The 21,168-nt window shown below is 31.2% G+C and carries 21 protein-coding genes; all 21 read left to right on the forward strand.

All coding sequences use genetic code 11. The features are described from left to right. Positions 1-11 precede the first annotated feature (11 nt). The 21 genes from ABD692_RS19400 (at position 12) to ABD692_RS19500 (ending at position 21,144) form a co-directional block, all read left to right on the forward strand. Positions 12-1,118 (forward strand): Wzz/FepE/Etk N-terminal domain-containing protein, encoded by a 1,107-nt coding sequence (locus tag ABD692_RS19400; protein WP_316763124.1) that lies wholly within the window; start codon positions 12-14, stop codon positions 1,116-1,118. Positions 1,119-1,121: 3 nt separating this feature from the next. Beyond that, positions 1,122-2,309: a UDP-N-acetylglucosamine 4,6-dehydratase gene (locus tag ABD692_RS19405; RefSeq protein ID WP_316763120.1), complete on the forward strand. Its 1,188-nt coding sequence runs from the start codon at positions 1,122-1,124 to the stop codon at positions 2,307-2,309. Beyond that, positions 2,309-3,460, forward strand: a complete 1,152-nt coding sequence (locus ABD692_RS19410; protein WP_316763116.1) for a LegC family aminotransferase — start codon at positions 2,309-2,311, stop codon at positions 3,458-3,460. The genes ABD692_RS19405 and ABD692_RS19410 overlap by 1 nt, the downstream gene beginning before the upstream one ends. A gap of 3 nt (positions 3,461-3,463) precedes the next feature. Further along, positions 3,464-4,078 (forward strand): acetyltransferase, encoded by a 615-nt coding sequence (locus ABD692_RS19415; RefSeq protein WP_316763114.1) that lies wholly within the window; start codon positions 3,464-3,466, stop codon positions 4,076-4,078. Between the two features lie 2 nt (positions 4,079-4,080). Then, positions 4,081-5,091, forward strand: coding sequence for an N-acetylneuraminate synthase (gene neuB / locus ABD692_RS19420; protein WP_344769631.1), 1,011 nt, complete (start codon positions 4,081-4,083; stop codon positions 5,089-5,091). Continuing rightward, positions 5,092-6,195 carry a UDP-N-acetylglucosamine 2-epimerase gene (gene neuC / locus ABD692_RS19425; RefSeq protein WP_344769633.1) on the forward strand — a complete coding sequence of 368 codons (1,104 nt, stop codon included), beginning with the start codon at positions 5,092-5,094 and terminating at the stop codon, positions 6,193-6,195. Then, a complete protein-coding gene (locus ABD692_RS19430; RefSeq protein WP_344769635.1) occupies positions 6,192-7,238 on the forward strand; it encodes a nucleotidyltransferase family protein in 1,047 nt (348 codons plus the stop codon). The genes neuC and ABD692_RS19430 overlap by 4 nt, the downstream gene beginning before the upstream one ends. Beyond that, positions 7,239-7,961, forward strand: a complete 723-nt coding sequence (locus tag ABD692_RS19435) for an acylneuraminate cytidylyltransferase family protein (RefSeq protein WP_344769637.1) — start codon at positions 7,239-7,241, stop codon at positions 7,959-7,961. Then, a complete protein-coding gene (locus tag ABD692_RS19440; protein WP_344769639.1) occupies positions 7,958-8,881 on the forward strand; it encodes a Gfo/Idh/MocA family protein in 924 nt (307 codons plus the stop codon). The genes ABD692_RS19435 and ABD692_RS19440 overlap by 4 nt, the downstream gene beginning before the upstream one ends. Then, a complete protein-coding gene (locus tag ABD692_RS19445; protein ID WP_344769641.1) occupies positions 8,871-9,611 on the forward strand; it encodes an oxidoreductase in 741 nt (246 codons plus the stop codon). The genes ABD692_RS19440 and ABD692_RS19445 overlap by 11 nt, the downstream gene beginning before the upstream one ends. Continuing rightward, the gene (locus ABD692_RS19450; RefSeq protein ID WP_344769643.1) at positions 9,608-10,579 is read left to right on the forward strand and encodes a Gfo/Idh/MocA family oxidoreductase; all 972 of its coding nucleotides are present in this window, start codon (positions 9,608-9,610) and stop codon (positions 10,577-10,579) included. The genes ABD692_RS19445 and ABD692_RS19450 overlap by 4 nt, the downstream gene beginning before the upstream one ends. After that, entirely contained in the window at positions 10,579-11,526 is a 948-nt protein-coding gene (locus tag ABD692_RS19455; protein ID WP_316763095.1) for a Gfo/Idh/MocA family oxidoreductase, read from the forward strand. The genes ABD692_RS19450 and ABD692_RS19455 overlap by 1 nt, the downstream gene beginning before the upstream one ends. A gap of 61 nt (positions 11,527-11,587) precedes the next feature. Beyond that, the gene (locus ABD692_RS19460) at positions 11,588-12,262 is read left to right on the forward strand and encodes an SGNH/GDSL hydrolase family protein (protein ID WP_344769645.1); all 675 of its coding nucleotides are present in this window, start codon (positions 11,588-11,590) and stop codon (positions 12,260-12,262) included. Positions 12,263-12,264: 2 nt separating this feature from the next. After that, positions 12,265-13,701: a lipopolysaccharide biosynthesis protein gene (locus ABD692_RS19465; protein ID WP_316763089.1), complete on the forward strand. Its 1,437-nt coding sequence runs from the start codon at positions 12,265-12,267 to the stop codon at positions 13,699-13,701. 12 nt (positions 13,702-13,713) lie between these two features. After that, on the forward strand, positions 13,714-15,024 hold the full coding sequence (locus ABD692_RS19470) for a capsular polysaccharide export protein, LipB/KpsS family (RefSeq protein WP_316763086.1): 1,311 nt from the start codon (positions 13,714-13,716) through the stop codon (positions 15,022-15,024). Positions 15,025-15,067: 43 nt separating this feature from the next. Beyond that, a complete protein-coding gene (locus ABD692_RS19475) occupies positions 15,068-16,312 on the forward strand; it encodes an O-antigen polymerase (protein WP_316763083.1) in 1,245 nt (414 codons plus the stop codon). A 1-nt stretch (position 16,313) separates the two neighbouring features. Beyond that, positions 16,314-16,898, forward strand: coding sequence for an acyltransferase (locus tag ABD692_RS19480; protein WP_344769649.1), 585 nt, complete (start codon positions 16,314-16,316; stop codon positions 16,896-16,898). Between the two features lie 35 nt (positions 16,899-16,933). Beyond that, positions 16,934-18,073, forward strand: coding sequence for an NAD-dependent epimerase/dehydratase family protein (locus ABD692_RS19485; RefSeq protein WP_344769651.1), 1,140 nt, complete (start codon positions 16,934-16,936; stop codon positions 18,071-18,073). Between the two features lie 7 nt (positions 18,074-18,080). Beyond that, positions 18,081-19,052 (forward strand): WaaS/CpsH family glycosyltransferase, encoded by a 972-nt coding sequence (locus ABD692_RS19490; protein ID WP_344769653.1) that lies wholly within the window; start codon positions 18,081-18,083, stop codon positions 19,050-19,052. Positions 19,053-19,096: 44 nt separating this feature from the next. Further along, entirely contained in the window at positions 19,097-20,191 is a 1,095-nt protein-coding gene (locus tag ABD692_RS19495; RefSeq protein WP_344769655.1) for a glycosyltransferase family 4 protein, read from the forward strand. A gap of 11 nt (positions 20,192-20,202) precedes the next feature. Next, positions 20,203-21,144 carry an NAD-dependent epimerase/dehydratase family protein gene (locus tag ABD692_RS19500; protein WP_344769657.1) on the forward strand — a complete coding sequence of 314 codons (942 nt, stop codon included), beginning with the start codon at positions 20,203-20,205 and terminating at the stop codon, positions 21,142-21,144. The last annotated feature ends 24 nt before the right edge of the window (positions 21,145-21,168 follow it).

The raw sequence follows: 21,168 nt of genomic DNA on the forward strand, positions 1-21,168 counted from the left end.
ATTTTATACCAATGATTAACGATCAACAAAATTATTTAACAAATAATCAAGATGACGAAATATCTCTCAAGCAACTTATCCTTAAAGGAAGAGAGTGGTTGCGATATTTGTTTTCGAAATGGCTCATTATTATTTTTTTCTGTCTTCTAGGAGCAGTATTGGGATTTCTCTACGCCAATTATAAAAAAGCGGTTTATACAGCCACAACTACTTTTGTATTAGAAGATGAAAAAGGCAGCGGTGGCTTAGGTAATTTGTCTGGTCTTGCTTCTTTAGCAGGTGTGGATCTTGGAGGCAGTGGCGGTGGTATTTTTCAAGGAGATAATATTTTGAGCTTGTATAAGTCTAGAATGATGCTTGAACAAACCTTGCTCAGTCAGGTTGATGTAGGAGGAAGCAAGGAATTGTTAGTCGATCGATATATTGCATTCAATAACTTAAGAAAAGAGTGGTCAGAGAAGCCATCCTTAGCCAGTTTACGATTTAAAGTTGATACCATATTTGAAAATGGGATGGCTTTAAAAGCTGATAGATTAAGAGATAGTGTTTTAGGTATTATTGTTATGGATTTAAATAAGTCCTACCTGAATGTGGTTAAACCTGATAAAAAATTAAGTACAATTCAGGTAGATGTTAAAGCCAAGGATGAAGTATTTGCGAAAGCTTTTAATGATGCTTTGGTAAAAAATGTAAATGAATTTTATATCAAGACCAAAACTAAAAAAACCTTAAATAACGTTCAAATTTTACAGCACAAAACTGATTCGGTAAGAGCAGTAATGAACGGAGCTATTTATAGTGCAGTAGCTGTTGCAGATGCAACTCCTAACTTGAATCCAACCAGACAGATCCAGAGGGTTGCACCTTCACAAAGAGCACAATTTTCAGCCGAAACTAATAAAGCCGTTTTGGGTGAAATGGTTAAAAATTTAGAGCTAACTAAAATGTCTTTATTAAAGGAAACACCGTTAATTCAAGTTGTTGATCAACCTATTTATCCTCTTAAAAGGGAAAAGTTCGGCAAGGCAAAAGGAATTGTTATGGGCAGTTTTATAGCAGGTTTTTTGATTTGTTTTTATCTAATCTTTCGTAAAATTTTAAAAGCTATTCTGGCTTAAATAATGAATATATTAAATTTAATAGGTCGAAAAAACGAGTTATTCCATTCTGACGTTAGTTTCAATGAGAAGGTTTTGCTCGATATTGTATCAAAATCAAAATTTCTTGTGATTGGTGGGGCAGGCTCAATAGGTCAAGCCGTAACCAAAGAAATTTTTAAACGCCATCCTTTAAAGCTTCACGTTGTAGACATTAGTGAAAACAACATGGTTGAGTTGGTAAGAGATATTAGAAGTTCTTATGGTTATATTGATGGAGACTTTCAAACTTTTGCATTAGATATTGGATCAATAGAATATGATGCGTTTATCGAGGCTGATGGCCTTTACGATTATGTACTAAATCTTTCTGCATTAAAACACGTTAGAAGCGAAAAAGACCCTTTCACTTTGATGCGAATGATTGATGTAAATATTTTCAACACAGAAAAAACCATAAACCAATCCATTGCTAAAGGTGTTAAAAAATATTTCTGTGTATCTACCGATAAAGCCGCTAATCCAGTTAATATGATGGGTGCATCAAAACGTATAATGGAAATGTTTTTGATGCGAAAAAGCAAAGAAATAGCGATCTCAACTGCTCGTTTCGCAAATGTAGCTTTTTCTGATGGTTCGCTGTTGCATGGTTTTAATCAAAGAATACAAAAAAGACAGCCAATTGTGGCTCCAAACGACATAAAAAGATATTTTGTCATCCCTAAAGAATCTGGGGAGTTATGTTTAATGTCTTGTATATTCGGTGAAAACAGAGACATCTTCTTCCCTAAGTTAAGTGAAAACTTACATCTGATCACTTTTGCGGCTATTGCCATAGAGTATTTAAAAGAATTGGGTTACGAAGCATTCGAATGTGAAAATGAAGAACAAGCAAGAGAATTAATTAGTAGCTTACCTGAAGAAGGAAAATGGCCGTGTTTATTTACTGCAAGCGATACTACTGGGGAAAAGGATTTTGAAGAGTTTTTTACTGAGCATGAAACGCTGGATTTAGAAAGGTTTGAAAATTTAGGCATTATTAAAAATGAGCCAAATTATAATGAAAGTAATCTGCAGCTTTTTACTGATCAAATTTATAAAATGAAGCAGGACAGAAAATGGTCTAAAGACCAGATTGTAGCTTTATTTCACCAAATGATACCTGACTTCGGACACAAGGAAACGGGTAAATACTTAGACGCAAAAATGTAATGACAATTGATTTCGAGAATATTTCAACAATCATAAAAAAACAATTTCCTAATCAGGATTTTATACCATTACATGCACCCTTGTTTATTGGTAACGAGCGTAAATATGTAATGGAAACACTTGACTCCACATTTGTATCTTCAGTAGGTAGTTTTGTTAATCGCTTTGAAGAAATGATGAGTGAAATTACAGGAGCAAAGTATGCCATCGCTATTGTAAATGGAACAAATGCTTTGCATATGGCTTTAATATTGGCAGATGTGAATGCAGGAGATGAAGTACTTTCTCAAAGCTTAACATTTATAGCTACATGTAATGCCATAAGTTATATTGGTGCAAAACCCATCTTTTTAGATGTTGATAGGGATACACTAGGATTGTCTCCAGACGCAATAAAAGTATTTTTAGAAAATAATGCAATAAAAAAGGCCGATGGATTTACCTATAATAAGAAAACAGGAAAGCGAATAAAGGCATGTGTGCCGATGCATACTTTTGGCTTACCTTGTCGTATTGATGAAATAGCTAATATTTGTGCCGAATGGAATATTACGCTGATCGAAGATGCAGCAGAATCTTTAGGTAGTTATTATAAAGGAAAACATACTGGTATTTTCGGTGAGATTGGTACGTTTAGTTTCAATGGAAATAAAACGGTAACCAGTGGTGGGGGCGGCGCATTAGTTACAAATAATGAAGAGCTTGCAAACCGTGCCAAGCATCTTACTACACAAGCTAAGGTAGCTCATCCCTGGGCATTTGTTCATGACCAAATAGGCTATAATTATAGGATGCCAAATTTAAATGCGGCGTTGGCTTGTGCACAGCTTGAACAATTAACTAAGTTTGTTGATAACAAAAGAGAATTAGCTCAATACTATAAAACCGCGCTTAAAAGTACTGAAGTAGAGTTTGTTGATGAAATTGTTGATGCTAAAGCTAATTATTGGTTAAATGCAATTCTGTTGAAAGATAAAGAAGAACAACAAGCTTTTTTAGGGTACATGAATAGTAATGGTGTAATGGCAAGGCCTGTTTGGGAATTAATGCATCGGTTGCCTATGTTTAAGGATGCTGAAATACAAAATCTTAAAAATAGCGAATGGATTGCAGACCGATTAGTTAACATACCGAGTAGTGTAAGATTATAAAAAATGAGAGCTGCTTTAATTGGTTATTCAGGACATTCTTTTGTTATAATTGATACTTTGTTGTCTTTAAGCTATAATATTGAAGGCTACTGCGAACAACAAGAGAAAGAAAATAATCCGTTTGGTATTAGATATTTAGGGAGTGAACAGGATGCCAGAACTTTAGAGCAATTAAAAAATATCGATGTTTTCTTAGGCTTAGGTGATAACAAACTCCGATCGAAAATTTATCTACATTTGATTGAAAATGGCATTAATTGCCCATCCATAAAGCATATCAAGGCAATTGTTTCTCCAACAGTTTCAATAGGAAAAGCAACCGTAATTATGCCTGGTGCTATCATTAACGCTATGGCTAAAATAGGGCAGGCTGTAATTTGTAATACATCAAGCGTTATTGAGCATGAGTGCGTGATTGGAAATTATACCCATATCGCACCTGGAGCCGTGTTGGCTGGAAATGTAAAGGTAGGCGATGGCTCTTTTATAGGAGCAAATGCAGTTATTAAACAGGGTGTAACAATTGGTTCAAATGTAACTATTGGTGCAGGCGCGGTAGTAATTAAGGATATTGAGGATGGATTAACATTTTTTGGTAATCCAGCAAAAAAAGGATAAGGATGAAGACATTAATTATTGCAGAAGCAGGAGTAAATCACAATGGAGACATAGAAACTGCGAAAAGATTAATCGATGCCGCTGTTACAGCTGGAGTAGATTATGTTAAATTCCAGACTTTTAAAGCTAATAAGCTGGTTAGTAAAGCGGCAGTAAAAGCGGATTATCAGAGCCATAATACTGGCAATTCAACTGAAAGCCAATTGCAGATGTTACAAAAGCTAGAATTATCGATAGCCGATCATTATGAATTGATCGATTATTGTAAATCTAAGGAAATAAAGTTCTTTTCAACTGCATTCGATCTGGATAGTCTAACCTTTTTAAAAGAACTCGGGTTAACATTATTTAAAATTCCTTCTGGAGAATTAACAAATTTACCTTACTTAGAAAAGGTGGCATTGTTGGCAGAAGAAATCATTTTATCAACTGGCATGAGTACCATGCAAGAAATAGGCGAAGCAATCCAAGTTCTAAGAGAAAAATCTACTTCGAAAATAACAGTATTGCATTGTAATACAGAATATCCTACACCTTATCAAGATGTTAATTTATTTGCGATGCTAGCTATTGCTAAAGAATTTAATGTTGAAATAGGTTATTCAGATCATACTCTAGGCATAGATGTGCCAATTGCGGCAGTAGCTTTGGGTGCAAAAGTAATTGAAAAACATTTCACACTAGATCGCACATTACCGGGTCCGGACCACGCAGCCTCTTTAGAGCCAAATGAGCTCCATACCATGGTAAGTGCTATCCGAAATGTAGAGGCGGCTTTAGGTTCTGAAGTTAAGGAACCAAGCTCTTCAGAGTTGAAAAATATCGCCATCGCAAGAAAAAGTATTCATTTGGCCAACGAAAAAAAGGCTGGAGAAATTATTTTAGAATCAGATTTAGAAATGTTAAGACCAGGTGACGGCATTTCTCCAATGAGAATGAGAGATATTATCGGGAAAATAGCCGCAGTGGATTTGTCAGCTGGTCAAAAATTAACGATTGAAGATGTCAACTAAATGAAAATAGGTGTCTTAACAAGTTCGAGAGCCGATTATGGAATATATTTTCCACTATTAGAGCAGATAAAGAAAGATAATTTTTTTAAATTAGAAATAATTGCTTTTGGAACGCATCTCTCTAAAAATCATGGATATACGCTGGTAGATATAGAAAGAGACGGATATCAATGTATCCATACTATTTCGTCATTAATTTCAAATGATGACGAGCAATCTATTGCTTCCTCATATGGTTTAACTGTTTTAAAGTTTGCAGAGTTTTGGGAAAACCATAAATATGACTTAGTGTTCTGTTTGGGCGATCGTTTCGAAATGAGTGCCGCAGTACAGGCAGGTATTCCTTTTGGTGTTAAGTTTGCTCATATTCATGGAGGGGAAACAACGTTAGGTGCTATAGATAATACATATAGACATCAAATTACTTTGGCATCATATTTTCATTTTACAGCGACAGATATTTTTACAACAAAAGTTAATAATCTAATTGATTCATTTGAAAATGTCTTTACTATTGGTTCTTTGAGTTTAACCGATATTAAAGAATTTATACCCATCGAAAGAAAAGAGTTTTATAATAAATTTTCAATTCCTGAAGATGATTTCGTGTTGGTTACGTTTCATCCAGAAACAATGGCATTAAAAAGTAATATTCATTATGCTAATGAGATGAAGGAAGCCTTGGCTTTAATTTCGGAAAAAATATTTGTTATTGTAACAATGCCAAATGCTGATACACAAGGATCTGTTTATAGAGAAGTAATAGAAAAGCTGAAAAAGGAAAATTCAGAGAGAATTTTGTTAATCGAAAATTTCGGGAAATTGAACTACTTCTCAGCAATGCATTATTCGAAAATTTTATTGGGAAATACTTCGAGCGGAATTTTAGAAGCGGCCTCATTTAGCAAGTATGTTGTAAATGTTGGAGACAGACAAAAAGGGAGAGCTCAAAGTAATAACGTTTTAAATTGCGAATTTGAAAAGAATGCAATTTTTGATACGGTAAATGAAGCAATATCTAAAAGCGAATTCATTGGTGAAAATATTTATTTTAAGGAAAATGCTGCAGGCAATATAATTGAAACAATAAAGATGTTTTTATGAGAATATACAAGGATCACTTAATCCTTTCTGGAAGTAAAATAAAAGAAGCCTTACTTCAATTTAATGAATTGTCGCAGGATGCCATCTTGTTTGTAGTTAATTTAGAGGATAAATTAATAGGAGCACTTACCGACGGAGACGTAAGGAGAGGTTTATTAAAGGGTTATACCATAGAAAGCAAGGTTGATGAAATTATTCAAAGTAACCCCAGATATATAATTAAGGGGCAGAATAGTCTAGAAAAAATTATTGAATATCGGGAAGGAGACTTTAAAATTGTTCCTGTAGTTGATGAAAATCATAAGATAGTTAACGTAATAAATTTTAGGAAAATTAGATCTTATTTGCCTATCGATGCAGTGATTATGGCTGGTGGAAGAGGCCAACGTTTACAGCCTTTAACGGACTCAATTCCAAAACCACTTTTAAAGGTAGGAGATAAGGCAATCATGGAGCATAATTTAGATCGATTAGCTTTGTTTGGAATCGATGATTTTTGGGTTTCGGTAAAATACTTAGGAGAGCAGATTGAAAATCATTTTGGAGAAGGCAAAGAAAAGAATATTAAAATCGAATATGTTTGGGAAAAGGAAGCATTAGGTACCATTGGAGCCGTTTCAAAAATAAAAAATTTTGAACACGATTATATTCTGATAACGAATTCTGATTTGCTGACTAACATAGATTATGAGCAGTTTTTTCTAGAATTTATTAAACTAGATGCAGACTTAGCTGTATTGACTATTCCATATCAAGTAAATATTCCATACGCTGTTTTAGAAACAAATAATGGCAATGTAAAAAGTTTTAGAGAAAAGCCAACCTATACCTATTACTCAAATGGAGGTATTTATTTAATAAAAAAGGAAATGTTACAGTATATTCCAGAAAATACTTTTTTTAATGCTACAGATTTAATGGAGGAACTTATCAAAAACGATTTGAAAGTTATTTCATTTCCATTTTCTGGATATTGGTTAGATGTTGGAAAACATGAAGATTTTGAGAAAGCTCATATAGACATTCATAATATAAAATTTTAAATGAATATATTAATAACAATTTGCGCTCGTGGAGGCTCTAAAGGTATACCAGGAAAAAATATAAAAGATATTAATGGTAAATCTCTTATTGGTTATTCTATTGATTTAACAAAAAAAATTCAACAAAAGTTTAATGCTAAAGTTGCCCTCTCAACTGATGACGAACTTATTAAGAATATTGCCGAATCATTTGGCATTTTTACTAATTATGTAAGACCTGAAAGTTTAGCTACAGATAGTGCAGGTAAGATAGATACTATTAAAGATTTACTTCTGTATGAAGAATCGCTTTTAAATGGGAAATATGAATATGTTTTGGATTTAGATGTGACTTCACCTCTGAGAACATTGGATGATATTGAAAATGCATTAAATTTAATGCTTGCTAAGCCCGAGGCAAAAAATCTGTTTTCTGTTAATCCAGCTGCAAGAAATCCATACTTTAATATGGTTGAAGAAAATAGTAATGGTTTTTATTCATTGGTAAAAACCAATCCTGATGGAAGCGTAATGACTCGTCAGTCAGCTCCAAAAGTATATGATTTGAATGCATCATTTTATTGGTATAGAAGATCTTTTTTTGATTCTGATTCGAAGAGTGCCATTACTGATAAATCGTTGATTTATGAAATGAAGCATATGTGTTTTGATTTGGATCATCCAGTTGATTTTTTGTTTATGGAATATTTAATGCAAAATAAAATGTTGGATTTCGAATTATGAACGTACTGATAATTGGTTTAGGGTCGATAGCAAGAAAACATATAGAAGCATTACAAGTTTTAAAAGTAAATGCTAAAATATACGCGTTAAGATCGAACGCAGATGCAGAAATTGTAGGAGAAATTGAAAATGTTTACGATTTAGAAAATCTAAACATCGATTTTGACTTTGCTATTATTTCAAACCCTACGCATTTGCATTATGAATTTATCGAAAAATTAGCAAAGAAAAACATACCATTATTTATTGAGAAGCCAGCCGTTAATACTTTAGAACACGTAAACCAATTAGTTGATATAATTGAGAGTAAAAAATTAATTACTTATGTTGCTTGTAATCTGAGGTTTCACCCCTGCATTGTTTATTTAAAAAATAAGATTAATTCAGGTATTTTAAGAGTTAATGAATTAAATGTTTATTGTGGTTCTTACTTGCCAGATTGGAGGCCTGGAAAGGATTTTAGAGCAATATATAGTTCCAATGCAAAAATGGGTGGCGGCGTGCATTTAGATTTGTTTCATGAATTAGATTATACAACATGGCTTTTTGGTTTGCCAAATAAAAGTAAATCATACTTAAGAAATAGCTCAAGCCTGGCAATAGATGCTATAGATTATGCCAATTATACATTAGAATATGATAGGTTTACAGCCAATATAATTCTAAATTATTACAGAAGAAAACCTAAGCGGGAGATTGAGATAGTTTTAGATGAAAATACTTGGACTATTGACTTAATAAAAAACGAAGTTAGAAACGATAATAATGAATGTTTGTTCAAAACATCAAATTTCAATGTTAAAGATACCTACGTTTTACAATTAGAATATTTTATAAATAGTTTGAAGAGTAAAGAAACTCCGATGAATTCTTTTAAGGATTCTTTAGAGATTTTAAAAATATGTTTAAATGGTGGATAGTTTAAAAGACAAAATAATTTTAGTTACTGGAGGCTCAGGGCTATTAGGTAAAGAAATCATTAATAACCTTTTAACCAGGGGTGCCGTTGCAATTAACGCAGATATTAATGTTGAAACAAATTTTAAAAAACAGACATTAAATGTTGATATTACTTCAGAGGAATCAATAGTAACGGCTATAGAACAAGTTACTGATGCTTATGGAAAAATAGATGGATTGGTAAATAATGCTTATCCAAGAACTAAGGATTGGGGTACAAAATTTGAAGATATCACATATGAATCTTGGCAAAAAAATGTAGATATGCAAATGAATACTACTTTTTTGTTCATCCAAAAAATAATACCAGCTTTATTAAAAACGAAAGGTTCAATTGTTAATATAACCTCAATTTACGGAGTTGTTGGAAATGATTTAACTATATATGAAAATACCAGCATTAATACCGCTGCACCTTATTCTGCAATAAAAGGCGGAGTTATTAATTTTACAAGATATTTAGCTTCCTATTATGGAAGGCAAGGTGTTCGGGTAAATTGTGTTTCGCCAGGAGGAATATTCGATCATCAGCATGAAACATTCGTTGCGAATTATGAAAAAAAAGTCCCCATGGGAAGAATGGGTAATCCAGATGATATAGCTCCCGCTGTTTCATTCTTAATTTCGGATGATGCGAAATATATTACTGGGCAAAATTTAATTGTTGATGGAGGATGGACCGCAATATGAGAAAGAGTTTAATAATTGGTGCTGGTCAACTAGGAAGTAGGCATCTTCAGGGGTTAGTTAAATCCACTGAAATGATGGAAATTTATGTTTTAGATCCATCTGCAGAATCATTGAGGATTTCAGAGGAAAGAGAAAAGGAAACTGCTCATACCCATAAAATCGTTTACAGTCAGGTTTGGGAAATACTGCCTAAATCTTTTGATTTAGTAATTATTGCTACAAGTGCGAATATTAGAGAGGCAATTATTAGTAAACTATTAAATAATCATAAAGTTACTTTCTTAGTATTAGAAAAAATTCTTTTTCAAGAACTGGAAGCTTATCGAAGAGTTAGTGACTTGTTAATAGAAAACAACGTAATTACTTATGTAAACCATCCCAGAAGGATGTTCGAATCTTACAAGTTTCTCAAAACAAATATTAAAGAGAATAAGCGAAATATTTACACAGTAGTTGGTGGTAACTGGGGATTGGGTTGTAATGCCTTGCATTTTTTAGACCTTTTTGTTTATTTGTCAGGAAATAAAATTCAGGATATAAATATAAGTTTAATTGATGACGAGATAATTGAGAGTTCTCGTAAAGGATTTATTGAGTTTACTGGCACTTTAACTGGCCATTTAATGAATGGCTCATTTTTTAGTGTAACATCATTTAAAGGAGACTCAAGCGCTATAACGTTGTCTGTTTTTAATGATGAACAGAGATTTATAATTCAAGAAGGTGGAACCCCTCAGATTTATATGTTAGGAAAGACGAAATTATTTTCACAGGAAAATTTTAATTTCAAGGTTCAATATCAAAGTGAATTGACAACGAATATTGCTTTACAACTTCTTGAGAATAATTCTTGCACATTACCTACTTTTGAAGAAGCAAGGCATTCACATGAATTATTTTTGAAGGCTATGCTTGAAAAATACAATAAAATATCAGGATTAAAAGCTACAACATTACCTATTACATAATGAAAAATACAGTTTTAATAGTGGGAACGGGGCCAATGGCGCTTGATTATGCTAAAGTATTGCAATTTCAAAATGTACCCTATAGTGTTGTTGGCAGAGGAGAAGAATCTGCGGAGAAATTTAGAATAGAAACAGGAATAAAACCTTTTGTAGGAGGACTTCAAAAATATTTAGAAGAGACTGTTTTATCGGATAAAACTAATGTAATAATAGCAACAGGAACAGAAGCTTTAATGGATTCTTTACTTTTGGTGCTTAAAACAGGCGCTGAAAGGGTTTTGATAGAGAAGCCGGCTGCTATTAGTATAGAAGAATTAATAAAAAACGAAAAAGAGTTAATGCCTTATTCGCACAAAGTTTTTGTAGCGTATAATAGAAGATTTTATGCGTCAGTGGTAGAGGCACAACGAATAATAGAGGAAGATGGAGGGCTGCAAACAATGCATTTTGAATTTACTGAATGGGCTCATAAAATAGAGCCTTTAATAAAAGCTTATGGAGTAAAAGAAAACTGGTTTTTTGCGAACTCTACACATGTTGTAGATCTTGCTTTTTACCTAGGTGGAAAGCCTGTACAATGGCAAGCTTATTCTAAAGCTGGTGCTCTTAAATGGCATTCAAAAACAAATTTTACAGGTGCTGGAATTACCGAAAAAAATGTTTTATTCAGTTATTTATCTAATTGGGAAAGTGCAGGAAGATGGGCAATAGAATTACTAACAGAAAAAAGAAGGATTTATTTGAAACCTATGGAGGGGCTTAGTATCCAAGACAAAGGAACTATTGCTGTAATTGAGCATAAATTTGATGATTCTTTAGATGTGAAATTTAAACCAGGATTGTATCGACAAGTGGAGGCTTTTATTAATGCTAAGCAAGGGACACTACTGGACTTAAGTGAGCATATTCGATTTGCAAAAGACAATTATACTAAGATGTTACAATAAAATCATTTATATTAATTAATGATCTTTAATGTTTGTTAATTGGTTGTAAATCAATATAATTATGGAATTAATCAAATTAAAAAAAAGGATTTTGATAATAGGTGATTCTTTGTGCTTATCCAGAAATAAACCTGAAATAGTTGGCTTAACAGATACTTGGCCCTATGTTCTAAATCAAAATAAGGAATTCGAAATTATACAGCTTGGTATCGGAGGAGCTGCAATTAAGACACTTTATGATCAAGCACAATATTACGAAGGTTCTAATCCTGAAATTCTAATTATACAATCTGGAATAGTAGATTGTGCGCCACGTGCTTTGGGTTGGTTAGAAAAGGAAATTATTAATTCAAGTCGTCTATTAAGTTTTATAGTTAATCGTTTTATGCCAATCAATCTAATGAGAAGATATAGAGGATTAACCTATACCAATAAAGCAAATTATAAAAAAAATATTAATGAATTCATAAAGAAATTTTCAAAATCAAAGATAATTTTTATTGGAATATTGCCAGCTAGTAATGAGTACGAAAAATTGCTGCCAGGTATTTCAAATAATATTAAAAGTTATAATAAAATTATTAAAGAAGAGATTATAAATAAAGGCCTTTTTTTAAATGCAGATAATATTCCAATGGAAGGTATAATGAGTGATCATCATCATTTAAATGCAATGGGGCATAAATGGCTAAGTGAGAAAATAATAAATATGATTAAGAAAGAAGAATTAAATTAAGGATGGCCAATAATTTTACAGGCTTTTTAAAACATGGGGGTAATTATCTTATTGCAAGTATTGCAACCAGTGCTTTAGCTTTTATTTCAATACCCATATACACAAGGCTACTTAGCCCCAATGATTATGGAATTGTCAGTATCTTTATGGGTATAGTGAGTCTTTTAGCAAGCGTTATGTCATTTAGTACGGACAGATCAATTAGCAGATATTACTTTGATCAAAAAGATGAACTTGATTTTACGAGATTTGTTGGAACTTCTTCGGTTTTAGCATTTGGCTTCTTTGTATTCAATTCTATTTTGCTATTCTTATTTGCAAACGAATTTGGTAAAGTTATCGGGCTTAACAGGGAAGTGGTTTATTTAATAATTCCACTTTCAGCTATTAACATAGTAGGATTAACTTTTGAACAAATTTATGGACCTCTAAAAAGGAGCAAAGAAATAGCTATTTCTTCCGTATTAAGGGTTTTTTTGGGCTTTGGCTTTTCGGTTGTGCTTATTCTAATATTTAAAAAGGATAAATTCTACGGGCAAATTTTAGGGCAAATATTTGCAGGATTTTGCGTCGTTATCTTTTGGATTCGTTTAATAAGACCCTATTTTAAATGGTCATTTGAGAAGTCGTATATCAAGTATATTTTTCTGTATTCTGTTCCGCTAATTCCTTATGCTTTGAGCGGAGTAATAATCGAACAATTTGGTAAAATCGCTATAGGGGGTTCGCAGGGTTTGAGTAAAGCTGGCTTTTATAATTTGGCTCTAACCGTTAGTAGTATTGTTAATATAGTCATTGTAGTTACACACCAAGCTTGGAATCCATACTATTTTGAATACATGAACTCTAAAAACTATAAACAGTTAGACACAGATTTTGTGAGGATTTTTAAATTAACTATACTAGTAGCCTTTGGAGTTGCCTGTTTTGGTAAGGAAATTGGCTTGCTCCTTGCTAAAAAGGAGTTTTCTGGGGCACTATATCTTATTCCAATTTTTACCATTGGTTATATATTTTCTCAATTCTCTTATGCATACATAAGAAATTTTGGGTTTACGAAAAAAACTCAATACATGACTATAACAATACTGGTTAGTGGATTAAGCAATGTTGTTTTAAATGTTTTTTTTATAAAATCATTTGGAGAATTAGGAGCGGCGATCTCATTTGTGTTATCTTATGTTATTATGACTTTATTAGCTTGGCTTATTAACAATTATTTTGTTAAACTTCATTCTACACCTATAACGCAATTAGTGAGGCCATTGCTAATAATGGTGCCTTTTTATATTTTATTGTATTTTTTAATGAAGATTGATTCAATTTTTTTGGGCATAATTATAAAAGGATGTTTTTATCTTCTGATGGCGGTAATAATTTTTTGGCGAGAAAGAAAAGAAATCTTGTTGCTTTCAAATAAGATTTTAAAACGTGCGTAAATTTTATAAACCATGCAACTAATTTATAAATTCCATAAAATGGAGTCCGATAATAATCTTTTTGATTTAGGAAAAGAGATTAATTTACCTGTATGGGATATAATTAGATACAGTGTTTATGTGAAATACTATTATCCAGAAAAAGATCGTGCGAAACTTTCGGAGGCTCCGACACGAAATATTTCTGATTACATTAAGCTTATCTTTAAAATTGTACCTTTTGTTTTTACTGTTTTAACTAATCGCAAGAAGAATGTTATACTTACAGCCTCAAGATATATAAACGACAACGCGGAGTATTTTGATAAGTCTGCAATGCCTATTATAAATACTCTTGATGGACAAGTTTTAGTTTTCGAGCCGATTTTGGTAAGAAAAATGGCTTATAAGTATTTATACGACTTTAGTAATTTGTTTAGGAAGTTTCACAAATCCGATTCGATACCTTTAGAATACTGGACTAAAATTGATGCGGCATTAACTCAAAATTTAGGCGAAAGTTTAGTAACTTACGATGAAGTCGATTCGATTGTTAAAATTTTTAAGAGTGATTTTTTATTTTTTAAAACTTTATTTAAGATATTAAAAAATAAAAAATTAATTATCTGTACAGGAAATCCAAAGGCATGCATTTTGGCATCAAAAAATCTTGGAATCGAAACTTATCTTGTGCAACATGCAGGTATTGAAATAGATGAAATTGATTATTCGTACCCAAGTGATATTAAAAATACATCTCCTATATTATTTGCAGATTATGTATTGACTTTTGGAAATTATTGGTGTAAGAATATAAATGTTCCAACAAAAAAAGTTATTCCGCTCGGGAATGATTATTTTTGCTCTAAACCGAATGTAGAATCGGACGATTCAGTTCTGATTATATCAACAATTGTTCATGGCGAAGAATTAAGTAAATTAACCCTAGAGCTGGCAAATAAAAATTCGGACTTAAAAATTGTATATAAATTACATCCTAACGAATATCATTTAAAAGGAGAATATAATATCTTTTTTAAAGATAATAAAAACGTAAATGTTATTACAACCGAGGTTGATACTTCTATTTTAATAGCAAAATCCCAGCTTGTTGTACTTATTGTTTCTGCGGTGATTTATGAAGCTCTTAACCAAAATAAGAAAGTTGCAGTGTATAAAAAAATTAATTATGAACGACAATTGCATTTGATGAATTATGAAAACTGTTACATGTTTGATTTTGCGGAAGAATTAATAAATATTTTATCAGTTAATACTAAAGAAAGCGATTTTGATTTTTACAAAAAATCAGATATTCCAGTTATAAAAAATCTTTTTAAATGATACTGAGTTTATATTTATCGCTCTCGTAATTCTTTTAAATTCTATGATATTAATTTATTTTATTTTATTATTTATTGTTTATTTGAAGTCGAAATCGGTTGTAACCTTTTTTATTTTACTGCAAGTAGTTTCTTTATTGGGAATTGTATTTATCGGTCAGGATTTTCCTATAGATACTTTTTTTAAATTTTTTAATCTTCTATTAACAATCGTCGTTTTAACTTTAGTTATTGTTCCTTGGCAAGGCTTTAAAAATATTAAGGAAATTACTTTTGCGAACGAAGCGAAATTAAAAAAGCTTACAAAATTTCTTTTAATTATTTCAATATTTCCTTTCATAACATTTATAGTTACTTCAACGTTTGTTTTTTTATTTGTAGACGATATTAATAAATTTAAGTATGCAGAGGGTGTTTCAGATGAATTTTACTACAGTCTTCCTTTTGATGTTAGGGCAATTATTTTATCGGCCTATCTCTATGGGTTTAGTTATTTTTTAATTCCGTTACATTTTTACTATTTAGCTAAGAAGAACTACAAATTATCTTTTTGGTGCTTTTTACTTTCTTTAAATATAATTTTATTTGGATTAACTTATTTTTCTAGATCTGCATTTGTGCATTATGCACTGATTTACATCTCATTTCTAATTATTTTATATGGGACACTAGAGAGTAGAATAAAAAAAATTATAAAAAAGACAATGGTGGTATCGTTTGTTTTTATACTACTATATTTTGTTAACGTTAGTCTAAAAAGGTTTACTGAGGATAATTTGTATGCGGATACTATCCCAGCTAATTCATTTATTCAAGATCCAGTTCTATATAGTTATTTTGATTATCTTTCGCAGTGGTATTATAATAATATGTATGTTTTAAATACTTACGAATTTAAAAATTTTAATGGACAGCTTTCGTTGCAACCTTTGTTAACTCTTTTAGGGCAATACGGAATAATCAGTTATGATCCAGCCTATTATTATTCTTTGAGACAGCAACTGTGGCCATTACATTGGTACAGCTTTAATGGCTTTGTTGCTTACTCTATTTACGATATGGGATATATTCTTACCATACTCTTTTGTTCTATATATGCTTTTATCGTAGTTAGGCTTAAGCCAAAGAATAATCAAATGCCTTTGTTAAATTTATTTCTGATCGTTTTACTAGTTCAGATCCCAATTCTTGCAATATTTTATTCTGCTGTTGGTGGTATTGTAATACCACTATTGCTTTCGATACCAATATTGCTGTATCTTAAAATCTCAATAAAAAAAACTGTTTAATATGATTTTTTATTTAAGAGTAAAAAATTCCTTGTTTATTAGATTTTTTAGATTTTTCTATAAAACTAAATTCAAAAAGTTCGGAGTTAATTCGAGCATACTTTTTCCTTTAAACATAAATGGCTTAAAGAATATAAGTATTGGGAATAGTGTTTGTATAGATAATAAGGTTTGGCTGGCAGCAGTTGCACATACTGGATCGGAACAATGTGAATTAATTATTGGAGATGGTACTTGCATTGGTAACTTTAACCATATTTATGCCACTAGATCTATTATCCTTGGTAGAAATGTTTTAACCGCAGATAAGGTTTACATTTCAGATAATTTGCATGGGTATGAGGATATCACTATGCCCATTTTAAAGCAACCTATAAAACAAATTGGTGCTGTAGAAATTGGAGATGGAACCTGGCTCGGAGAAAATGTATGTGTGATAGGTGCAAAAATTGGCAAAAATTGTGTAATTGGGGCCAACTCGGTTGTAACAAAAGATATTCCTGATTATTGTGTAGCCGTTGGTGCACCAGCGAAAATAATTAAAGAGTATTGTTTTGACAGAAAAGAGTGGATAAAAAAAAACTAATAAATTTATTTTGACTTGAATACTAAATATAAAAAATGAAAAACGTATTAATAACAGGTGGGGCAGGTTTTATAGGCTCAAATTTGGCTCTTAAATTAATTGAAAAAGGTTATAATGTTACTGTTTTAGATAATTTATCTGTTCAAATTCATGGAGATAATGCTGAAGAAAACTCTTTTTTGTTTTCTACTATTAAGAATAAAGTAAAGTTTATTAAAGGTTGTGTTACTAATGTTGAAGATTGGAAAAAAGCCCTAGAAAATCAGCATGCTATAATCCATTTGGCAGCAGAAACGGGTACTGGACAATCAATGTATGAAATAGAAAAATATACAAATATAAACATTGGTGGTACAGCTATAATGTTAGATTTATTAGCAAATAATCCACATTCAGTAAAGAAAATTATCGTTGCATCTTCGAGATCGATTTATGGTGAGGGTAAGTATTGGTCAGATGAACTTAAGGCTGCAGTATATCCAAAACATAGAATTGACCATTACATGCAAGCCAAAGACTTTGAGGTTAAATACAAAACATTGGAACAACCATTGAAATTGGTAGCAACCGATGAGGAATCAAAAATTCATCCTTCATCAGTATATGGTATTACAAAGCAAAATCAAGAACAAATGGTTATGACGGTTTGTCCTACCATTGGTATTGCTCCAGTTGCTTTTAGGTATCAAAATGTATACGGCCCTGGGCAATCCTTATCAAATCCTTATACAGGAATTTTATCAATATTTTCAACTCTAATTAAAAATGGGAAGGATATCAACATTTTCGAAGATGGCAAAGAATCGAGAGATTTTGTTTTTATAGAAGATGTTGTTTCAGCCACAATTCTTGGTTTAGAGAAAGAAGACGCTAATGAAGAAGTATTTAATGTAGGAACAGGTGAAGCTACTGATGTAATAACTGTTGCAAATGAATTAATAAAAAATTATAATAGTGATACAAAAGTAAATATTACTGGTAATTATCGGTTGGGCGATATTCGTCACAATTATGCAGATCTTACTAAAATTAAATCATTGTTAGGGTTTACACCAAAATATAACTTTGAAAAAGGAATTAGAAAATTTACAGAATGGGTTTTGACTCAGGAAATTAAGGAAAGTAAATATGAAGATTCGATAGCCGAAATGAAGCAAAAAGGATTGTTTAAATAGTAAATAGATGGATGTAAATTTAGAAGGTAAAAAAGTATTATTTATAGGCCCAGCATTTTACGATTATCATACTCTAATTAAAAAAAAGATTCAGGATTTAGGAGCAAATGTTACTTTTCACCCTGAGATGAGAGGAGCTTTTTTTATCGCAATATTAAATACAGTATGGCCATACTTAATCGTTCTAAATCAAAAAATTTATTATTATTATTTATGGTTATTGATAAAAGATAAGGACTATACCCATTTTTTATTAATTAGGGGCTACAAGTTTCCAAACTTTTTTATAAAAAAAATAAAGGCAAAGAATCCAAATATTGAATGTATTATGTACCAATGGGATTCTAATAAAAACGATCCATATTATCATTTAATAGATTATTTTGATAAAGTATACACGTTTGATTATAAAGACTATAAAGAGCAGGAAAAACTTCGGTTTTTGCAATTGTTTTATACGGAAGATATAGATAAAATTAATAAAAAGGACGATGCCCCCGTAAAATATACTTTCTTTTGTTTATCTGCTTTTACCTTAAGTAGATACCAAGCTATTCTATCTTTTACCGATTTTTGTGATAAGAATAACTTTAAATTAAAATCATATTGTTATATTCCCTATAAAACATATATTAAGTATAAATACTTAAAACGTATTCCTTTAGATAAAAATTTATTGTCTTTTAAATCTTTACCTAGAAATCAATACCTTGAGTTTTTGGAAAATTCGGCAATTGTTGTTGATTTTAATCATGCTAATCAAACGGGATTATCTATGAGAGTTATTGAAACTTATGGAGCTAGGAAAAAAATATTCACCACTAATTTGTCCATTTTAGATAATCCCATTTTTTCTCCAAGTTGGGTACAGACTTTAGATTTAGAAAGAATAGAGATGCCCATTTATGCAGGTGACATTAATTTAGAAGATATGGAAGATTTATCATTTGATACTTGGGTAAAAGTTCTGTTCAGTTAAATAGTAGAGAAGAATATTAAAAATATAAAACAGTAATTTTTACAATGAAAGTCTTATTTATCGCTCCACTTCCTCAACCCGTTAATGGTCAATCGAAAGCTTCTAAAATGGTTTTGGATAGTCTTGCGGAGAATGATGATGTAGCAATCGTTAATCTTAGTAAACAAAGTTTAAAAAATGGATTTAATTCGGCAGGAAGATTTTTTGAAATTTTTAAAGCTGCAAAAAATGTTTGGAAAAATAGAAAAAATAATGATCTCATCTACTTTTCTATTGCCGAATCATTCGCTGGAAATTTAAGAGATTTATTAATTTATTTGATTTGTTATTCGAGTCGAAAAAAAATAATAATTCATATGCTGGGTGGCGCAGGTATGACTGAAATACTGCAAGGAAAAGGGTTATTTAGTTATTTAAATCGGCAAATTATTTCTAGAATTGGAGGAGTCATTGTCGAGGGAGAAATCAATTTTATTACTTTTAGTAAAGTAATTTCAAAAGAGAAAGTGCATATTATCCCCAATTTTGCAGATGATTTTTTATTTGTTAGCGATAGAGAAATTACTAAAAAATTTGAGACTACGGATCCTGTTCAGATTTTATACCTGAGCAATTTAATACCTGGAAAAGGATACGATGAATTGGCAAGTGCCTACATTGCCCTAGATGCAAGATTCAAAGCAAAAGTATTTATCAATTTTGTAGGTGGTTTTGAATCTTTACAAAGTGAAAAGGAATTTCTTACTAAAATAGCGCCACACAAAGGATTAAATTATTTAGGTAAGTTTATTGATGGTGCTGAAAAAAGAAAATTGTATTGTACATCCCATGTTTTTTGTTTGCCAACTTATTACCCTTTTGAAGGGCAGCCAATCAGTATTTTGGAAGCATATGCCACTGGATGTGTAGTTATAACAAGCAACCACAGCGGAATTCCTTTCGTTTTTTCTGATCGAACCAATGGTTTTGGGGTGGAAAAGAAATCGATTCCTTCGTTGAAAAAAGCTATTGAAGAAGTTGTTAGTTGTAAAGATGAATTAATTAATATAGCATTTAATAATAGAGAGGAAGCGAATGAAAAATATAAAACTTCAATTTATCAGGAAAAAGTAAAGGAAGTTTTTAAAACATTTAGATAATATTTTTAAATATGAAAAAGTCAATTGCTCTAATTGGTGGAAGTGGTTTTATTGGAACAAATTTGGCTAATTTTTTTGCTGAAAAAAACTATAATGTTCTTGTTATTGGAAGAAGTTCAATTGATAAAGAAAGATTCAAATCTGATAACATTAAAACAGTTTTAATTGATGTTAACCATACATCTAAATTAATTGAAGCTCTTGAGGAATATGAAAATGTAATTTGGCTAGTTAATAATTTATTACCCGGCCTAAAGATGGATAGTTTGGTGGATGATTTTAACTTAAATGTAAGCCCATTAGTTAAATTTCTGGAATTATCTAGGGATGCAATGCAAATGAAACGTTTTATTTTTATTTCATCTGGCGGAACCATATATGGTGACTCAGTAAATAATACATTTTTTACTGAGACTTGTCCTGCTAAACCAATCTCAGCTTACGGGATGTCTAAAATAGTTTCAGAAAACTATGTTGAATATATTACAGATAAAGCTAATTTTGACAGTTATATTCTGAGGCCATCAAATGTATATGGAAACTTCCAAAATTTGGTAAAACCTCAAGGTATAATTGGCTTTGCGTTTAATGCTGTAATAAATAACAGTACAATAGAGTTATTTGGAGACGGGATGGTAACTCGCGATTTTGTTCATGTTCTTGATCTTGCAACAGCAATAGAATGTTGTGTAAATAATATTTATGAAGGTTCAAAAGTTGAAAAATATAATGTGGCAAGCCAAAATGGTTACACAATTAAAGAAATTATCGATTTAATCAAAGAAATTACACATACACCTATAAAAACGATCTCTAAACCTTTAAGAGATTTCGATTGTATTTATAATGTTTTAGATATAAGTAAAATTGAAACAAATCTCCACTGGAAGCCAAAAATTGATATTAAAGAAGGTTTAGATTCTGTTTGGAAATGGATGAATATTAAATCGTGATAAAATAAGATGTTTTTTTCGATT

Origin of the sequence: Pedobacter ginsengiterrae, from assembly GCF_039537385.1 — a bacterium.
Lineage (GTDB): Bacteria > Bacteroidota > Bacteroidia > Sphingobacteriales > Sphingobacteriaceae > Pedobacter > Pedobacter ginsengiterrae.

What these genes read in the sequence shown, in the direction of transcription:
- ABD692_RS19465 (WP_316763089.1), top strand. Translation starts at nt 12,265, where the DNA reads ATGGCCAATAATTTTACAGGCTTTTTAAAACATGGGGGTAATTATCTT.
- ABD692_RS19500 (WP_344769657.1), top strand. Translation starts at nt 20,203, where the DNA reads ATGAAAAAGTCAATTGCTCTAATTGGTGGAAGTGGTTTTATTGGAACA.
- ABD692_RS19495 (WP_344769655.1), top strand. Translation starts at nt 19,097, where the DNA reads ATGAAAGTCTTATTTATCGCTCCACTTCCTCAACCCGTTAATGGTCAA.
- ABD692_RS19430 (WP_344769635.1), top strand. Translation starts at nt 6,192, where the DNA reads ATGAGAATATACAAGGATCACTTAATCCTTTCTGGAAGTAAAATAAAA.
- neuC (WP_344769633.1), top strand. Translation starts at nt 5,092, where the DNA reads ATGAAAATAGGTGTCTTAACAAGTTCGAGAGCCGATTATGGAATATAT.
- ABD692_RS19405 (WP_316763120.1), top strand. Translation starts at nt 1,122, where the DNA reads ATGAATATATTAAATTTAATAGGTCGAAAAAACGAGTTATTCCATTCT.
- ABD692_RS19485 (WP_344769651.1), top strand. Translation starts at nt 16,934, where the DNA reads ATGAAAAACGTATTAATAACAGGTGGGGCAGGTTTTATAGGCTCAAAT.
- ABD692_RS19460 (WP_344769645.1), top strand. Translation starts at nt 11,588, where the DNA reads ATGGAATTAATCAAATTAAAAAAAAGGATTTTGATAATAGGTGATTCT.
- ABD692_RS19435 (WP_344769637.1), top strand. Translation starts at nt 7,239, where the DNA reads ATGAATATATTAATAACAATTTGCGCTCGTGGAGGCTCTAAAGGTATA.
- ABD692_RS19410 (WP_316763116.1), top strand. Translation starts at nt 2,309, where the DNA reads ATGACAATTGATTTCGAGAATATTTCAACAATCATAAAAAAACAATTT.
- ABD692_RS19475 (WP_316763083.1), top strand. Translation starts at nt 15,068, where the DNA reads ATGATATTAATTTATTTTATTTTATTATTTATTGTTTATTTGAAGTCG.
- ABD692_RS19455 (WP_316763095.1), top strand. Translation starts at nt 10,579, where the DNA reads ATGAAAAATACAGTTTTAATAGTGGGAACGGGGCCAATGGCGCTTGAT.
- ABD692_RS19480 (WP_344769649.1), top strand. Translation starts at nt 16,314, where the DNA reads ATGATTTTTTATTTAAGAGTAAAAAATTCCTTGTTTATTAGATTTTTT.
- ABD692_RS19445 (WP_344769641.1), top strand. Translation starts at nt 8,871, where the DNA reads ATGGTGGATAGTTTAAAAGACAAAATAATTTTAGTTACTGGAGGCTCA.
- ABD692_RS19440 (WP_344769639.1), top strand. Translation starts at nt 7,958, where the DNA reads ATGAACGTACTGATAATTGGTTTAGGGTCGATAGCAAGAAAACATATA.
- ABD692_RS19490 (WP_344769653.1), top strand. Translation starts at nt 18,081, where the DNA reads ATGGATGTAAATTTAGAAGGTAAAAAAGTATTATTTATAGGCCCAGCA.
- neuB (WP_344769631.1), top strand. Translation starts at nt 4,081, where the DNA reads ATGAAGACATTAATTATTGCAGAAGCAGGAGTAAATCACAATGGAGAC.
- ABD692_RS19470 (WP_316763086.1), top strand. Translation starts at nt 13,714, where the DNA reads ATGCAACTAATTTATAAATTCCATAAAATGGAGTCCGATAATAATCTT.
- ABD692_RS19400 (WP_316763124.1), top strand. Translation starts at nt 12, where the DNA reads ATGATTAACGATCAACAAAATTATTTAACAAATAATCAAGATGACGAA.
- ABD692_RS19450 (WP_344769643.1), top strand. Translation starts at nt 9,608, where the DNA reads ATGAGAAAGAGTTTAATAATTGGTGCTGGTCAACTAGGAAGTAGGCAT.
- ABD692_RS19415 (WP_316763114.1), top strand. Translation starts at nt 3,464, where the DNA reads ATGAGAGCTGCTTTAATTGGTTATTCAGGACATTCTTTTGTTATAATT.